The sequence below is a fragment of the Aeromonas sp. ASNIH7 genome, from assembly GCF_002903485.1.
Classification (GTDB): Bacteria; Pseudomonadota; Gammaproteobacteria; order Enterobacterales; family Aeromonadaceae; genus Aeromonas; species Aeromonas caviae.
Genome location: NZ_CP026226.1, coordinates 1,176,926 through 1,192,630 on the forward strand (window position 1 = coordinate 1,176,926; position 15,705 = coordinate 1,192,630).

The 15,705-nt window shown below is 61.4% G+C and carries 14 protein-coding genes; 7 read left to right on the plus strand and 7 right to left on the minus strand.

Features of this window, described 5'->3' with window-relative positions:
• Positions 1-59: 59 nt before the first annotated feature.
• Positions 60-560 carry a YfbU family protein gene (locus tag C2U47_RS05335; RefSeq protein WP_039040945.1) on the plus strand — a complete coding sequence of 167 codons (501 nt, stop codon included), beginning with the start codon at positions 60-62 and terminating at the stop codon, positions 558-560.
• A 52-nt stretch (positions 561-612) separates the two neighbouring features.
• Here C2U47_RS05335 and yfbV read toward each other — a convergent pair whose 3' ends face one another.
• On the minus strand, positions 613-1,053 hold the full coding sequence (yfbV, locus tag C2U47_RS05340) for a terminus macrodomain insulation protein YfbV (protein WP_029313829.1): 441 nt from the start codon (positions 1,051-1,053) through the stop codon (positions 613-615).
• Positions 1,054-1,354: 301 nt separating this feature from the next.
• On the opposite strand from yfbV, the gene C2U47_RS05345 reads away from it, so the two are divergent.
• Positions 1,355-2,557, plus strand: a complete 1,203-nt coding sequence (locus C2U47_RS05345) for an acetate kinase (protein ID WP_010673162.1) — start codon at positions 1,355-1,357, stop codon at positions 2,555-2,557.
• 70 nt (positions 2,558-2,627) lie between these two features.
• Positions 2,628-4,781, plus strand: coding sequence for a phosphate acetyltransferase (gene pta, locus C2U47_RS05350; RefSeq protein ID WP_010673161.1), 2,154 nt, complete (start codon positions 2,628-2,630; stop codon positions 4,779-4,781).
• A 478-nt stretch (positions 4,782-5,259) separates the two neighbouring features.
• Here the strand turns inward: pta and ilvN are convergent, their stop codons facing one another.
• The 6 genes from ilvN to C2U47_RS05380 all read right to left on the minus strand — a co-directional run bounded on the left by ilvN (position 5,260) and on the right by C2U47_RS05380 (position 10,409).
• A complete protein-coding gene (gene ilvN, locus C2U47_RS05355; RefSeq protein ID WP_010673160.1) occupies positions 5,260-5,754 on the minus strand; it encodes an acetolactate synthase small subunit in 495 nt (164 codons plus the stop codon).
• Positions 5,754-7,472, minus strand: coding sequence for an acetolactate synthase 3 large subunit (locus tag C2U47_RS05360; protein ID WP_039041176.1), 1,719 nt, complete (start codon positions 7,470-7,472; stop codon positions 5,754-5,756). Before C2U47_RS05360 ends, ilvN begins: the two co-directional genes overlap by 1 nt.
• A gap of 390 nt (positions 7,473-7,862) precedes the next feature.
• Positions 7,863-8,015 carry a hypothetical protein gene (locus C2U47_RS05365; protein WP_010673158.1) on the minus strand — a complete coding sequence of 51 codons (153 nt, stop codon included), beginning with the start codon at positions 8,013-8,015 and terminating at the stop codon, positions 7,863-7,865.
• A gap of 35 nt (positions 8,016-8,050) precedes the next feature.
• A complete protein-coding gene (locus tag C2U47_RS05370; protein ID WP_103261501.1) occupies positions 8,051-9,160 on the minus strand; it encodes an MJ1255/VC2487 family glycosyltransferase in 1,110 nt (369 codons plus the stop codon).
• Entirely contained in the window at positions 9,157-9,660 is a 504-nt protein-coding gene (locus C2U47_RS05375; RefSeq protein WP_103261502.1) for a phosphatase PAP2 family protein, read from the minus strand. Before C2U47_RS05375 ends, C2U47_RS05370 begins: the two co-directional genes overlap by 4 nt.
• Positions 9,661-9,785: 125 nt before the next feature.
• The gene (locus C2U47_RS05380; RefSeq protein WP_010673155.1) at positions 9,786-10,409 is read right to left on the minus strand and encodes a TetR/AcrR family transcriptional regulator; all 624 of its coding nucleotides are present in this window, start codon (positions 10,407-10,409) and stop codon (positions 9,786-9,788) included.
• A gap of 405 nt (positions 10,410-10,814) precedes the next feature.
• Between C2U47_RS05380 and leuA the strand changes: the two genes are divergently transcribed.
• The 4 genes from leuA to leuD all read left to right on the plus strand — a co-directional run bounded on the left by leuA (position 10,815) and on the right by leuD (position 15,616).
• A complete protein-coding gene (leuA, locus tag C2U47_RS05385) occupies positions 10,815-12,377 on the plus strand; it encodes a 2-isopropylmalate synthase (RefSeq protein ID WP_010673154.1) in 1,563 nt (520 codons plus the stop codon).
• A 111-nt stretch (positions 12,378-12,488) separates the two neighbouring features.
• Positions 12,489-13,574, plus strand: a complete 1,086-nt coding sequence (gene leuB / locus C2U47_RS05390) for a 3-isopropylmalate dehydrogenase (RefSeq protein WP_039041178.1) — start codon at positions 12,489-12,491, stop codon at positions 13,572-13,574.
• 32 nt (positions 13,575-13,606) lie between these two features.
• A complete protein-coding gene (gene leuC, locus C2U47_RS05395) occupies positions 13,607-15,004 on the plus strand; it encodes a 3-isopropylmalate dehydratase large subunit (RefSeq protein ID WP_041211113.1) in 1,398 nt (465 codons plus the stop codon).
• Positions 15,005-15,016: 12 nt separating this feature from the next.
• Positions 15,017-15,616: a 3-isopropylmalate dehydratase small subunit gene (leuD, locus tag C2U47_RS05400; RefSeq protein WP_103261503.1), complete on the plus strand. Its 600-nt coding sequence runs from the start codon at positions 15,017-15,019 to the stop codon at positions 15,614-15,616.
• The last annotated feature ends 89 nt before the right edge of the window (positions 15,617-15,705 follow it).

The following is a 15,705-nucleotide window of genomic DNA, read 5'->3' on the forward strand; positions in this document are numbered from 1 at the left end:
AAATTCATCCTGGATATGGGTTAACGTGACCCCAGATTCATTTTCCAGCGAGACAGCCCATGAACATGAGCCACACCGAACGCCTGATCCTGAGCAACCAGTACGAGATCCTGGCCAAACTCAATCCGGAAAAGGCGGCGTTTTACCAGCGTGCCAGCACCATCGTCGAGCGCGGCTACTGCCTGCAGATCCTCGAGCTGGAGAAGAGCTTCGGCCATCTGGATCTCGCCACCTGCCAGGAGGTGCTGGACACTCTGGAGCTGCACCATGCACTGGCCATCTCCTGGGGCAACCTGGATGCCAGCGCCCGGGCCGATGTCAACGAGAGCCGCCTTGCCTTCAACGGCTACAGCCGCAGCCAGGAGCGGGAACTGGCGGATTACGTCTGCTTCCTGCTGGAAGTGGACAAGCGCTTCCCCGAACTGCCCTGCCCCTGCGATGAGCTCTCCAGCGACATCGCCATGCGGGACAAGTACCAGCGCATGCTGGCGGTCTGGCGTCAGTGCCCCCGTCAGTACAAGCTCTCCATCCAGGAGATCAGCAAGGTGCTGGCCGCCTGAATGTGAAAAAGGCGCCTGAGGGCGCCTTTGTCGTCAGTCTGACTCAGGAAAGTCATTCGTAGAGGAAGGATTTGTCCAGCTGCTTGAAGGCGGCGTTGAGGGTATCGGCCAGCTCTTCGTAGCGGGGACGGGCCACCAGCTGACGCTGGCCCCCTTGCTCGTTCATCTTGCCGTTTATCTCCCGATACCAGGTGGCGAGGGAGGGGGGCAGCCGGGTATCGGCGCGCTGGCCGAGCCAGTAGTACCCTTGCAGCGGCAGGCTGAGCAGGAAGAGCACGGACGCCATCACGGAGGGCCAGTAATGAAGCTCGCCAAACTGGAACTGCACCATGACGCTGAGCACCGCCAGTGCCGGGATCACCTTGAGGGCGAATTCGGTGGCCTTGATCACCCGATTCTCCGGGAACATGGAATTAAGCTCGGGACGGCGCGGCCAAAGAGTCATATAATGACGGCCTTGCTGTAATTTAGTTCCAAAAATGTTCATGCTCATGCTACCTCCGAGCTCTTTTCGAACGCATTAACGGCAAAACCTCGACAATATTTGAGAGGCAATAACAAAGGTTGAGGATGACTTTGTTATTTTTCAACAATCAGGTTATCCTTTGTACGCCCATTTTTACGCTGGGGCACGGCCACTGACCTGTCAGGGACGTCTGAATTTCGGGTCTTGTATCACTATACAAGGGGCAAGCAACAGATTGCCAACCCTCATAAGGATAAGTTGATAGTTTTTGGACGCACCGCGTCCGGCGCATCCTCCAACCCAACCCAATCTGCGATAGGATTTATTCATGAGTAAGCTGGTTCTTGTTCTTAACTGTGGCAGCTCGTCCCTGAAGTTTGCTGTCATTGACGCAACCACCGGTGATGACCTGCTGTCCGGCCTGGCCGAATGCTTCAACCTCGACGACGCCCGCATCAAGTGGAAGCTGAACGGCGAGAAAGGCAACGCTGATCTGGGTGCCGGTGCCGCTCACCAGGAAGCGCTGGACTTCATCGTTCACAAGATCCTGCCGCTCAACCCGGAACTGTCCAAGAACCTGATCGCCATCGGCCACCGCGTGGTACACGGCGGCGAGCGTTTCACCTCCTCCGTTCGCATCTGTGATGACGTCATTGCCGGCATCGAAGCCGCCATTCCTTACGCACCGCTGCACAACCCGGCTCACCTGATCGGTATCCGTGCCGCCCTGAAGGTCTTCCCGGAACTGGCCGAGAAGAACGTCGCCGTGTTCGACACCGCCTTCCACCAGACCATGCCGGAAGAAGCCTTCCTGTACGCCCTGCCGTACAAGCTCTACAAAGAGAACGGCATCCGTCGCTACGGCGCCCACGGCACCAGCCACTACTACATCAGCCTGGAAGCGGCCAAGCAGCTGAACAAGCCGGTGGAAGAGCTCAACATCATCAACTGCCACCTGGGCAACGGCGGCTCCGTCTGCGCCATCAAGAACGGCCAGTCCGTCGACACCTCCATGGGCCTGACCCCGCTGGAAGGCCTGGTGATGGGTACCCGTTCCGGTGACATCGATCCGGCCATCATCTTCTTCCTGCACGACAAGCTGGGCATGAGCGTTGCCGAGATCAACACCATGCTGACCAAGGAATCCGGCCTGCAGGGTCTGACCGAAGTCACCTCCGACTGCCGTTTCGTTGAAGACAACTACGACAGCAAGGAAGAAGCCAAGCGCGCCATGGACGTGTACTGCTACCGTCTGGCCAAGTACATCGGTGCCTACGCCGCCGCCATGGACGGTCGTCTGGATGCCGTGGTCTTCACCGGCGGCATCGGCGAGAACTCCGCCCCGATCCGTGAGATCACCCTGAACAAGCTGGGCCTGCTGGGCTTTGACGTCGACCACGACGCCAACCTGAAGGCTCGCTTCGGCAAGGGCGGCGAGATCACCAAGGCTGGTTCCACCAAGGCCCTGGTTATCCCGACCAACGAAGAGTGGGTCATCGCCCACGACGCGCTGGAACTGGTCGGCGCATAAATTAGCTGTAGAGCAAGGCCGCCCCAGGGCGGCCTTTTCCTGATCCCAAAAAATGAACAAGGGGTAATAAGTGGCACGCACTATTATGCTCATCCCGGTCGGCACTGGTGTCGGCGTAACCTCCGTGAGTCTTGGCGTCGTTCGCGCCATGGAACGTCACGGTGTCAATGTCAGCTTCTTCAAACCGGTCGCCCAGCCGCGTCCGGGTGAAACCGGTACCGAGCGCTCCACCGCCGTGATCCGCGCCGCTGCCAACATCAACCCGCCCGAGCCGTTCGCCCTCTCCTACGCCGAGAACATGATCACCTCCAGCAACACCGACATCCTGCTGGAAGAGATCGTGGCCCGCTTCGAAGAGCACGTGAAGACCAGCGGTGCCGAAGTGGTGGTGATCGAGGGCCTGGTTCCGACCGACAAGCAACCCTTTGCCAACAAGCTGAACTACGACGTCGCCAAGGCGCTGGACGCCGACATGGTGTTCGTGACCCATCCGGGCAACGACTCCAGCCAGAAGCTCAAAGAGCGCATCGAGCTGGCCTGCTCCAACTTCGGTGGCGTCAACAACCCGCGCATCGTGGGCTGCGTCATCAACAAGGTAGGTGCCCCGGTTGACGAGCACGGCGTGACCCGTCCCGACCTGACCGAGATGTTCGAAGCGCACCACCACGGCGCCGACACCGGCCACAACCTGGAAGTACTGCAGGTCTTCGGCAAGAGTCCGCTGCGCATCCTCGGCTGCATCCCCTGGAACACCCAGCTGATCGCCCCGCGCGCCAAGGATCTCGCCAAGCACCTGGCCGCCAAGATCATCAACAAGGGTGAGCTGGAAAGCCGCCGCCTGCAGACCGTGACCTTCTGCGCCCGCTCAATCCACAACATGATCGAGCACTTCCGTCCGGGCAGCCTGCTGGTGACCTCCGGCGACCGCTCCGACGTCATCGTCTCCGCCTGCCTGTCCGCCATGAACGGCGTCAAGCTGGGTGCCTTGCTGCTGACCGGCAACTACCACCCGGAACCCCAGGTGATGGCCCTGTGCCAACAGGCCATGGCCACCGGTCTGCCGATCATGATCACCGGCACCAACACCTGGCAGACCGCCGTCAGCCTGCAGAACTTCAACGTCGACATTCCGGAAGATGACCGCGAGCGTATCGAGCTGGTGCAGGACTACGTTGCTGGTCACATCGACAAGCACTGGATCGAGTCTCTCTCCGCCAAGTCCACCCGCTCCCGTCGCCTGAGCCCGCCGGCCTTCCGCTATCAGCTGACCGAGCTGGCCCGTCAGGCCAACAAGCGCGTCGTGCTGCCGGAAGGGGAAGAGCCGCGGACCATCAAGGCGGCCGCTATCTGTGCCGAGCGTGGCATCGCCCGTCCGGTGCTGCTGGGCAACCCGGAAGAGATCCGTCGTGTTGCCGAACAGCAGGGCGTAGTACTGACCGACCGCGTCGAGATCATCGATCCCGTTGCCGTACGCGAGCGTTACGTGGCCCGTCTGGTCGAGCTGCGCAAGAACAAGGGCATGACCGAAGTGGTTGCCCGCGAGCAGCTGGAAGACAACGTGGTACTGGGTACCATGATGCTGGAGCGCAACGAGGTCGACGGTCTGGTATCCGGCGCCGTGCACACCACTGCCAACACCATCCGTCCGCCGATGCAGATCATCAAGACCGCCCCGGGCTCTTCCCTGATCTCCTCCATCTTCTTCATGCTGCTGCCGGATCAGGTGCTGGTCTACGGTGACTGCGCCATCAACCCGGATCCCACCGCCGAGCAACTGGCCGAGATCGCCATCCAGTCCGCCGACTCCGCTGCCGCCTTCGGCATCGAGCCGCGCGTGGCCATGATCTCCTACTCCACCGGCACCTCCGGCGCCGGCGCGGATGTGGAGAAAGTGCGTGAAGCCACCGAGCTGGCCAAGGCCAAGCGTCCCGACCTCATCATCGACGGCCCGCTGCAGTACGATGCGGCCATCATGGAGAACGTCGCCAAGTCCAAGGCACCGAACTCCCCGGTTGCCGGCAAGGCCACCGTGTTCGTCTTCCCGGATCTCAACACCGGCAACACCACCTACAAGGCGGTACAGCGCTCCGCCGAGCTGGTCTCCATCGGCCCCATGCTGCAAGGCATGCGCAAGCCGGTCAACGACCTCTCCCGTGGCGCCCTGGTGGACGACATCGTCTACACCATCGCCCTGACCGGCATCCAGGCAGCCCAGGCCGAGTAATCGACCCGCAGTCCGATGCAATGAAAAACCCGCCGAGAGGCGGGTTTTTTTATGGCTCGCGCCCAGAAATGTTGATCCGCAAGATCAGATCGGGATCCCGCCCGGATCCACGGACAGATCCGCGTTCCGCCCTTGGCAAGGCACGAGGGATAAGCAAACGCTCACACCCTCGCCAGGGGATTGCACAAATGCGATCCAGCCAGGATCAAATTGAAATATTCCTTTAAGATCATGAGACTAACGCCTGACACACCGCTAATCTACAGAGTTTTCCACAGCTTTTGTGGATAGTTTACCGATCATTTGAAAGAAAATGACGGGTGAAGCCCCTCCCTTCCCCCTTCTCTTTCACCCCCTCGATAACCTCCTGATGCTGTGGCCAGCATCCCTACCGGCGCCCCCACTTGCCCGCAACGCTGCCAGACACGAAAAAGGGCTCCGAAGAGCCCTTGAACAGCTATTTTCACATCCGGCCACATCAGGGACGCAGGGATTTGTCCGCCCGGGAGATGCCACAGACACCGGAGCGCACCACTTCGATGATCTCGTTGGTCTGGGCAGCCGTCTTGATGAAGGCGTCCAGCTTTTCGCTGGTCCCGACGAGCTGCACCGTGTAGAGCTCGGGGGTGACGTCGACGATCTGGCCACGGAAGATGTCCGCCAGCCGCTTCAGTTCGTCACGGGCACCACCGGCGGCGCGCGCCTTGACCAGCGCGATCTCCCGCTCGATGTGCTCACCCTCGCTCAGGTCACACACCTTGAGCACGTCCACCAGCTTGTGCAGCTGCTTCTGGATCTGCTCCAGCACCCGCTCATCCCCCATGGTGACGATGGTCATGCGGGACAGGGTGGGATCCTCGGTGGGGGCCACCGTCAGGGTCTCGATGTTGTAGCCGCGCTGGGAGAAGAGACCTACCACACGGCTCAGGGCACCGGATTCGTTCTCCAGCAGAACGGAAATTATATGTCTCATCAGGTTCTCTCCGTCTTGCTCAGCCACATCTCGTCCATGGCGCCAAATTTGATCTGCATCGGATAGACGTGCTCGTCCGGATCGACCGAGATGTCCATGAACACCAGTCTGTCCTTCATGGCAAAGGCCTTCTCCATGGCGCTCTCCAGCTCCGCCGGATCGCTCACCGCAATGCCGACGTGGCCATAGGCTTCTGCCAGCTTGACGAAGTCAGGCAGGGATTCCATGTAGGAGTGGCTGTGACGGCCGCCGTAGAACATCTTCTGCCACTGCTTGACCATGCCCAGCGCACGGTTGTTGATGGAGATGATCTTGATGGGCACCCCGTACTGCATGCAGGTGGAGAGCTCCTGGATGTTCATCTGCACCGAGCCGTCGCCGGTGACGCAGCAGACCACGGCTTCCGGGTTGGCAAACTGGGCGCCCATGGCGGCCGGAATGCCGAACCCCATGGTGCCGAGACCACCTGAGTTGATCCACTGGCGCGGTTTGGCAAACGGGTAGTAGAGGGCGGCAAACATCTGGTGCTGGCCCACGTCGGAGGCGACGAAGGCCTCCCCCTTGGTCACCTTGTAGAGAGTCTCGATGACCTGCTGCGGCTTGATCAGGGTGGGATGAGTCTCGTAGGCCAGGCAGTTGCGGGAGCGCCACTGGTTGATCTGCTCCCACCAGTCCGCCAACGCCTGCTTGTCGTTGTCAAAGCCGCACTCGCGGATCACTTCCAGCATCTGCTCCAGCACGGTTTCCACCGAGCCGACGATGGGCACATGAGCCTGCACCGTCTTGGAGATGGAGGTGGGATCGATGTCGATGTGGACTATGGTGGCGTTGGGGCAGAACTTGCTGACGTTGTTGGTCACGCGATCATCGAAGCGGGCACCCACGGCGAAGATGAGATCCGCGTTGTGCATGCTCTTGTTCGCTTCGAAGGTGCCGTGCATGCCGAGCATGCCGATGAACTGCGGATGGGTGCCGGAGAAGGCGCCCAGCCCCATGAGCGTGGTGGTCACCGGCAGGTTCAGCAGCTCCGCCAGCTTGGTCACCAGGTGATCCGCATTGGCGTTGATGGCGCCGCCACCCACGTACATGACCGGGCGGCTCGCCTCGGTCAGCAGCTTGGCAGCCCGCTTGATCTGGCCCTTGTGTCCCGCCTTGGTCGGATTGTAGGAGCGCAGGGAAACGGACTCGGGATACTGATAGGGGAACTTCTCTTTCGGATTCTGCACGTCTTTGGGCAGATCCACCACCACGGGCCCCGGGCGGCCACTGGCGGCAATGTAATAGGCCTTCTTGATGGCCTCGGGAATGTCGCTGGCTTTCTTGCACAGGAAGCTGTGCTTCACCACCGGGCGGGAGATGCCGATCATGTCGGTCTCCTGGAACGCATCCTCCCCGATCATGCTGGTCGGCACCTGGCCGGACAGGATCACCAGGGGAATGGAATCCATGTAGGCGGTGGCGATCCCCGTGATGCAGTTGGTGGCGCCGGGACCCGAGGTCACCAGCACAGTGCCCACCTTGCCGGTGGAGCGGGCGTAACCGTCCGCCATGTGCACTGCGGCCTGCTCGTGCCGCACGAGGACATGCTCCATCTTGCCGTTTTCGAAGAGAGCGTCATAGATGTCGAGCACTGAGCCACCAGGGTAGCCGAAAACGTGTTCCACTCCCTGATCTTCCAGCGCTCTAACCACCATCTGGGCGCCTGATAACATCTCCATGATAAAGCCCTCCAGGCTTTGCTCCGTTAAGCGAAAGCTATCGACAGTCCGCTGCTTCCCGGCAGCGCCGATCCGAGTCTTGTTGTTGTCTGCAGGCAGATCAGGCGAGTTCGGAGCCGTCGATAGTAGAAAAATAGGGGTTTTCCATCATTCACCCGAAAAGCGGGTGAAAAACCAACTTAACCCGCCCGTGAACGCTTGTCCACGGCTTTGTCTGGCCATAACAGTCATAAATTTCAAACAGCTATTAACATTCAGTGACTTGGCCACCAGACGGGCAACAAAGAGGGGCCCTGGGGGGAACAACCAGCGGATCATGCTGCCCGCGTCGGTCAGGAACAAAATAAACGGCCCACCCCGAGGGGGTGGGCCGTCAAAAACAGGCTGGTTTCACTGCTCGTCTTCGGGCTCTGCCAGCCAGATCTGCTGATCCGGATCCGTCTCTTCGCAGACCGAAATGCTGACACCCATGTCGAGCAGCTCATGCAGGGTGAGATTGTCTGCCAGAGTCATGGTGTCGCCGTTTTCATTGGTAAAGCGCATGGTGTCCGTCCTCTCCGTGGTGGGATCGACTCAGTTTAGTCAAAGGCGCTGAGTTGGGATAACCAGGGACGCTCCTGGCCGGTACGGCTGGCAAGCTCCCCCAGGCTGTCACACACCTCCTCCGGAAAGAGGGTCCTGCCCCAGAGGCGGCGGGAGAGCGCCCCCACCTCCTCCCCGGCCCCGGCCAGCAACCAGTCGGCCAGCTCTCCTGCCACATCGGGATAGCGTACCCTGCCAGGAGAAGGGGCCTCCAGCCAGCTTCGCACCGCATTGGCATCCAGGCTGTCCATCAACTGGGCCAGCCCCATCAGCTCCAGGGTCCTGCCGTTGGTCAACTGCTCAAACTGGCCACCCAGAGGTTTGACCAGCAGCTTCTTGCCAAGGGAGAGCGCCTCGGAGGCAAGCTCAAATCCCGCATTGCTGATGACCCCGCGACAACCGGCCAGCGCCAGCTTGAACCCCTCTCTGGCCTGAGGTTCAAAGCGGATGTTGCGCCACTCGCTGCGCTTGCGCACCTCGGGATGGAAGCAGATGAACGACTGCGGGCTGAAACGCGACAACAGGGCCGCGATCGTCTCTGTCTGCTCGAATGGCAGATAAACCAGGATCTGCTGGTTGTCCGGCACCGGCTCGAGGGGATCGACGATGGGAGGCAGCAGGGGCTGGCCGAAATGGAACCAGTGCAGCCCCAGGGACTGGCGTACCGGCGCAAAATGGCGCATCAGCTGGCGGTTGAAGCCGCTCTCTCCCCAGCGCGGGATCGGCCAGTCGAAGCTCGCCTGATGGCTGATGGTGAGGCTGGGTTTGCCCCAGCGGCGAGCAGCATGGGCAGTGAGCGGCTCGAAGTCGCTGATGACCAGATCGTACTCGCGACAATCGAGGGCACGCAGATCTTGCCAGAAACGCAGGGGAGAGAGTCCCTTGAGGGTGCGCCAGCCCGAGATGCGCCCCTGATGGCTGGCGAAAGTGATACCGGGGAAGGTGCGATAATCCCCGAACTCCCCCATCTCGAAGTAGCCGTCAGCGGCGCGCCCGCTGAACAGATAGTCCACCGCCACGCCCCTGCTCTTCAATGCGCGCGCCAGGGTCCGGCTACGACTGATATGACCGTTGCCGGTCCCCTGAACGCCGAACAGTATCCTCATCCCTGGCTCCAACCCAGCGCCCAGAGGGCGCAACCACCGCCAAGCAGCGCCCCGGCCACCAGATCACTCAGATAATGCACCCCGAGCAGCAGGCGGGACGCCCCCACCAGCGCGGCCCAGACAAACAGCAGCGGTGCCCAGAGCGGGAAACTGGCGGCCAGTACGGTCGCCATCAGAAAGGCGGCCGCGGTGTGACCCGAGGGCAGGCTGTAACGATCCGACGGGGTGATGAAGACAGGTAGCCCTGCCGGGCGCTGGCGTTTGAGGGCATTCTTGAGCAGCAGGTAGAGCGGCAACTCGAGGGCAAACGCCCAGAGCGCCACCCTGACCGCCTCCTGCCCGGCGATCCCCTGCCACCAGAGCAGGCAGGCCGCCACGGCATAGAGGGGGCCGTCACCGGTACGGGAGACAAGCCGGCTTATCCTGGCCTGCGGCTGATTGTAGGGGTGGAGCAGGCAGACACGGCACACCCGCAGGTCCCATTGCTGGATCTTGTTCATCACGGCCCTCCCTTGCATCCTGAGTGCAGACTAGGAGGGCGGCATGACACTTCGTTGACGCCCAGATAACAGATTGATGAAAAAAAGGGCCCAGGGGCCCTTTTTCATCCGTCATCCCGAAAAAGTCAGTTCAGGGCACCGCGCAGGCCGTTTTCCATCAGGCGGCAGTTGTGGGCCGCGAGGCGGCTCATGAAGTGCTCGTCCACCGTCAGACCAAACACCTGTTCGTAGAGATCCTTCATCACGAAAGGCTGCCACATCATGCTGAGGAAGGAGATCTTCAGCATCTCGGGGTCCAGGTTGTCCGCCAGCTGGCCGTTGGAGCGCATGGACTCGAGCAGGGCATCGAACTGGGGAAGTTGGCGATCCAGCAGGCGGCTCAGCACAAAATCACGCCCCGGGCTCTTTTCAGTGGACAATGCGCTGGAGATGGCGGAGGTCAGCTCGCTGTTGGGCGCCATCACCTGATAGTAGGTGTTGAGCAGATCGGTCAGGCTGCGGTTGCTGCTCTCGTCGTGCCAGGCTTGCTCGAGGGGCTCGGCCACATCCCCCAGCACCGCCTTGTAGAGGCCTTCCTTGCTGCCGAAGTAGTAGTGGATCATCGCCAGATTGGAGCCTGCCAGCTCGGCAATCTCGCGGGTCGTCACCTTGCTGTAGGGGGTGTTGAGAAAACGTTCGCGTGCGGCGGCAAGCAGCTTGTCACGAATGTCGGAACGTCCGACTGGACGGCCAGGTCTGCGTTTTTCCATGGAATACCTCAGATAATTCAGCAAGGGCTGATAAGTCGATCTGATTGTGCGGGTGATCGAGTACAGCAGGAATGACCAGATAATCAGGCATGAACCGAATATGGGACAAGAGAATTTGCACTCCTTTACAATCCGATTAAATAAACCAGTGGATTGAACCTGTCCATTCCGGTTGACACAGCATAAAAATCTCGTTATTGGTAGTAGCGTTATCGACTGGAAGGATTGAGACATCATGCGTATTGCCGCTCCGCTACTACTGCTCTCCCTAATCGCGACTCCTCGCGCGGGATCCTTGTAGCCGGGCTAAGGCATAGCCGGAATTTACAGAAACCCGTGCACCCCGCACGGGTTTTTTTATGCCATGCAGGATGCACGCAGCGAACTTAGGAAGAGGGAAGTCACATGTCAGATCGGGTCATCATATTCGACACCACCTTGCGTGATGGTGAGCAGGCGCTGTCGGCCAGCTTGACGGTCAAGGAGAAGCTGCAGATCGCCCAGGCGCTGGAGCGGCTCGGTGTCGATATCATGGAAGTGGGTTTCCCCGTCTCCTCCCCCGGCGATTTTCAATCGGTTCAGACCATCGCCCGCCACATCAAGAACAGCCGGGTCTGCGCACTGGCTCGCGCCCTGCAAAAAGACATCGATGCCGCCGGCGAAGCCTTGAAAGTGGCAGAGGCGTTTCGCATCCACACCTTCATCTCCACCTCCTCCATCCACGTGGAGAGCAAGCTGAAAAAGAGCTTCGAAGACGTGCTGGAGATGGGGGTCGGCGCCATCAAGCACGCCTTGCGCTACACCGATGACGTGGAGTTCTCCTGCGAGGATGCGGGCCGCACCCCGATAGACAACCTGTGCCGCATGGTGGAAGCCGCCATCAAGGCCGGCGCCCGCACCATCAACATTCCTGACACCGTGGGCTACACGGTGCCGACCGAATTCTCCGGCATCATCCACACCCTGTTCAACCGGGTACCCAACATCGACAAGGCCATCATCTCGGTGCACTGCCACGACGATCTGGGCCTCTCGGTGGCCAACTCCATCAGTGCCGTGCAGATGGGGGCCCGCCAGATCGAGTGCACCATCAACGGCATCGGCGAGCGTGCTGGCAACTGCTCTCTGGAAGAGGTCGCGATGATCCTGAAGACCCGTGCCGACCTGCTCGGGGTACACACCAACATTCGCCACAGCGAGATCCACCGCACCAGTACCCTCGTCAGTCAAATCTGCAACATGCCGGTGCAGCCCAACAAGGCCATCGTCGGCGCCAACGCCTTCTCCCACAGCTCAGGCATCCATCAGGATGGCGTGCTCAAGGCGAAGAACACCTATGAAATCATCACCCCCGAGAGCATCGGTCTCACCCAGAACAACCTCAACATGACCTCCCGCTCCGGCCGCCACGTCATCAAGCACCGGATGGAGTCCATGGGCTACGCCGAGAGCAGCTACGACCTCGACGATCTCTACGCCAAGTTCCTCACCCTGGCCGACAAGAAGGGCCAGGTGTTCGACTACGACCTGGAGGCCCTCGCCTTCTTCAGCCAGATCCACGAGGAGCCCGAGCACTTCAAGCTGGAGTACCTCGGCGTGCAGAGCGGCAGCTCGGTGCTCGCCACCGCCTCGGTCAAGCTCAAGGTAGGCCAGGATCTGGTGTGCGAGGCCGCCACCGGCAACGGCCCGGTGGATGCGGTCTACCAGTGCATCAACCGCATCACCGGCTACGAGATCCGCATCGATAAATACGAACTCAAAGGCAAGGGCGAGGGCAAGAACGCCCTCGGCCAGGTGGACATCGTCGCCGAGTACAAGGGGCGCAAGTTCCACGGCATGGGGCTGGCCACCGACATCATCGAATCCTCGGCCCAGGCCCTGGTCCACGTGATCAACAGCATCTGGCGCGCGGACCAGGTCGCCGAGCAGATGGAGCGCAACCACACCATCAAATCGGAAACCGTCTGAGCCCGCCGCCGGACAAGATGACAGCATGACATGGGGAGGACCGGGGCCAGGGCAGTGGCCCGGACCGGCCTCCCGGATGAAACGGAATCACACTATCAAGACGGAGAGAGTATGAGCAGTTATCGGATCGCAGTATTGCCGGGTGACGGCATTGGCCCGGAAGTGATGGCTGAGGCCATCAAGGTACTGGAAAAGGTGCAGACCAAATTCGGCTTCTCCCTCGACTATGACCGTCACGACGTCGGCGGCATCGCCATCGACAACCACGGCACACCGCTGCCCCAGAGCACGATCAAAGGCTGCGAAGCGGCCGATGCGGTGCTGTTCGGATCGGTGGGTGGCCCCAAGTGGGAGCACCTGCCGCCCAACGATCAGCCGGAGCGCGGTGCCCTGCTGCCCCTGCGTGCCCACTTCAAACTGTTCTGCAACCTGCGCCCGGCCCGCATCTACACCGGTCTGGAGCAGTTCTCCCCGCTGCGTGCCGACATCTCCGATCGCGGCTTCGACATCGCCTGCGTGCGCGAGCTGACCGGCGGCATCTATTTCGGCCAGCCCAAGGGGCGTGAAGGGGAAGGCGCCACCGAGAAGGCCTTCGACACCGAGGTGTACCACCGCTTCGAGATCGAGCGCATCGCCAAGATAGCGTTTGAGTCGGCCCGGGTGCGCAAGTCCAGGGTCACCTCCATCGACAAGGCCAACGTGCTCGCCTCCTCCATCCTGTGGCGCGAGGTGGTGACCGAGGTCGCCAAGTCCTACCCGGACGTGGCCCTGAACCACATGTACATCGACAACGCCACCATGCAGCTCATCAAGGATCCGTCCCAGTTCGACGTGCTGCTCTGCTCCAACCTGTTCGGTGACATCCTCTCCGACGAGTGCGCCATGATCACTGGCTCCATGGGCCTGCTCCCCTCCGCCAGCCTTAACGAATCCGGCTTCGGCCTGTTCGAGCCGGCCGGTGGCTCGGCCCCGGATATCGCCGGCAAGGGGATTGCGAATCCCATCGCCCAGATCCTCTCCGCCGCCCTGATGCTGCGCTACAGTCTCGGCCAGGAAGCCGCCGCCCAGGCCATCGAGCAAGCCGTGGCCCAGACCCTGGCAGAAGGCTATTTCACCGCCGACCTGCATCAGGCCAGCGCCACGCACCCGGTGCAGAGCACGGCCGACATGGGCAGCCAGATCGCCGCGCGCATCTGATCCCACGGCATCGATAACAAGGAAACCGAGCAATGTCCAAGACCCTCTATCAGAAAGTGTTCGACGCCCACGTGGTGCGGGAAGTGGAAGGGGAAACCCCTCTCATCTACATCGACCGTCATCTGGTGCATGAAGTGACCAGCCCCCAGGCATTCGACGGCCTGCGCGCCATGAACCGCCAGCTGCGTCGCCCGGATCTGACCTGGGCCACCATGGATCACAACGTCTCCACCACCACCAAGGACATCGCCGCCTCCGGCGAGATGGCCCGCATCCAGATGGAGACACTCGCCGCCAACTGCAAGGCGTTCGGGGTTCGTCTCTATGACTTGAACCACAAATACCAGGGCATCGTCCACGTGATGGGCCCCGAGCTCGGCATCACATTGCCCGGCACCACCATCGTCTGCGGTGACTCCCACACCGCCACCCACGGCGCCTTCGGGTCGCTCGCATTCGGTATCGGCACCTCCGAAGTGGAACACGTAATGGCCACCCAGACCCTGAAACAGGGCCGCGCCAGGACCATGCGTATCTCTGTCAACGGCAAGCTGGCCGCAGGCATCAGCGCCAAAGACGTGGTGCTCGCCATCATCGGCAAGGTGGGTCACGCAGGCGGGACCGGCTACGTGGTGGAGTTCGCCGGTGAAGCCATCGAGGGGCTCACCATGGAAGGGCGCATGACGGTGTGCAACATGGCCATCGAGCTCGGCGCCAAAGCGGGCATGATTGCCCCCGACCAGACCACCATCGACTACATCCGTGGCAAGGAGTTCGCTCCCAAGGGGGAGGCGCTGGAGCAGGCCATCGCCTACTGGCTGACCCTCAAGAGCGACGAGGGTGCCCACTTCGATGCCGAAGTGGTGCTCGACGCCGCCGACATCGCCCCGCAAGTGACCTGGGGCACCAACCCGGGCCAGGTGATTGCCGTCAATGAGCCCATCCCTGCCCCGGAATCCTTCGCCGATCCGGTGGAGCAGCAGTCCGCCCGCAAGGCCCTCGCCTACATGGACCTGCAACCGGGCCAGAAGCTCTCCGACGTGGCCATCGACAAGGTGTTCATCGGTTCGTGCACCAACAGCCGCATCGAGGATCTGCGCGCTGCCGCCGCCATCGCCCGTGGCCGCAAGGTCGCCGCCGGGGTACAGGCCCTGGTGGTGCCGGGCTCCGAGCAGGTGAAGGCCCAGGCCGAGGCCGAGGGGCTGGACAAGATCTTCATCGAGGCAGGCTTTGAGTGGCGTTTGCCCGGCTGCTCCATGTGTCTGGCCATGAACAACGACCGGCTGCAACCGGGGGAGCGCTGCGCCTCCACCAGCAACCGCAACTTCGAGGGGCGTCAGGGTCGTGCCGGTCGCACCCACCTGGTGAGCCCGGCCATGGCCGCCGCCGCCGCCGTCACCGGCCGCTTCGCCGACATTCGTGCACTGTAAGAGGGAACGTACATGACAGGTTTCAAACAGCATAAAGGGATCGTCGTTCCCCTCGACAGCGCCAACGTCGACACCGACGCCATCATTCCCAAGCAGTTCCTGCAGAAGGTGAACCGCATCGGCTTTGGCAAGCACCTGTTCCACGACTGGCGCTTCCTGGACGATGCAGGGGAACAGCCCAACCCGGAGTTCGTACTGAACAAACCGCAATTCGCTGGTGCCAGCATCCTGCTGGCCCGCGAGAACTTCGGCTGCGGCTCGAGTCGTGAGCACGCCCCCTGGGCGCTGGCGGACTACGGCTTCAAGACCATGATCGCCCCGAGCTTTGCCGACATCTTCTACGGCAACGCCATCAACAACGGCATGGTGCCGGTTCGTCTGAAAGAGGAGGAGGTCGACGCCCTGTTCCAGCTGGTCGCCGCCCAGCCGGGTATCGAGATCGAAGTGGATCTGGAGGCCAACCAGGTGCGTGCAGGCAGCCTCACGTTCCGCTTCGAAATCGACGAGTTCCGTCGCTACTGTCTGCTCAACGGGCTGGATGCCATCGGTCTGACCCTGCAGCACGAGGCCGCCATCAGCGCCTTCGAGGCGAAGCAGCCAAGCTGGATTTGACGAGCCTGCGACAAGAAAGCGAGTAGAATCAACAGGGAGCCGAGGCTCCCTGTTTTATTGTCGGGTCGCTGTACAAAGCCCGCCACCTC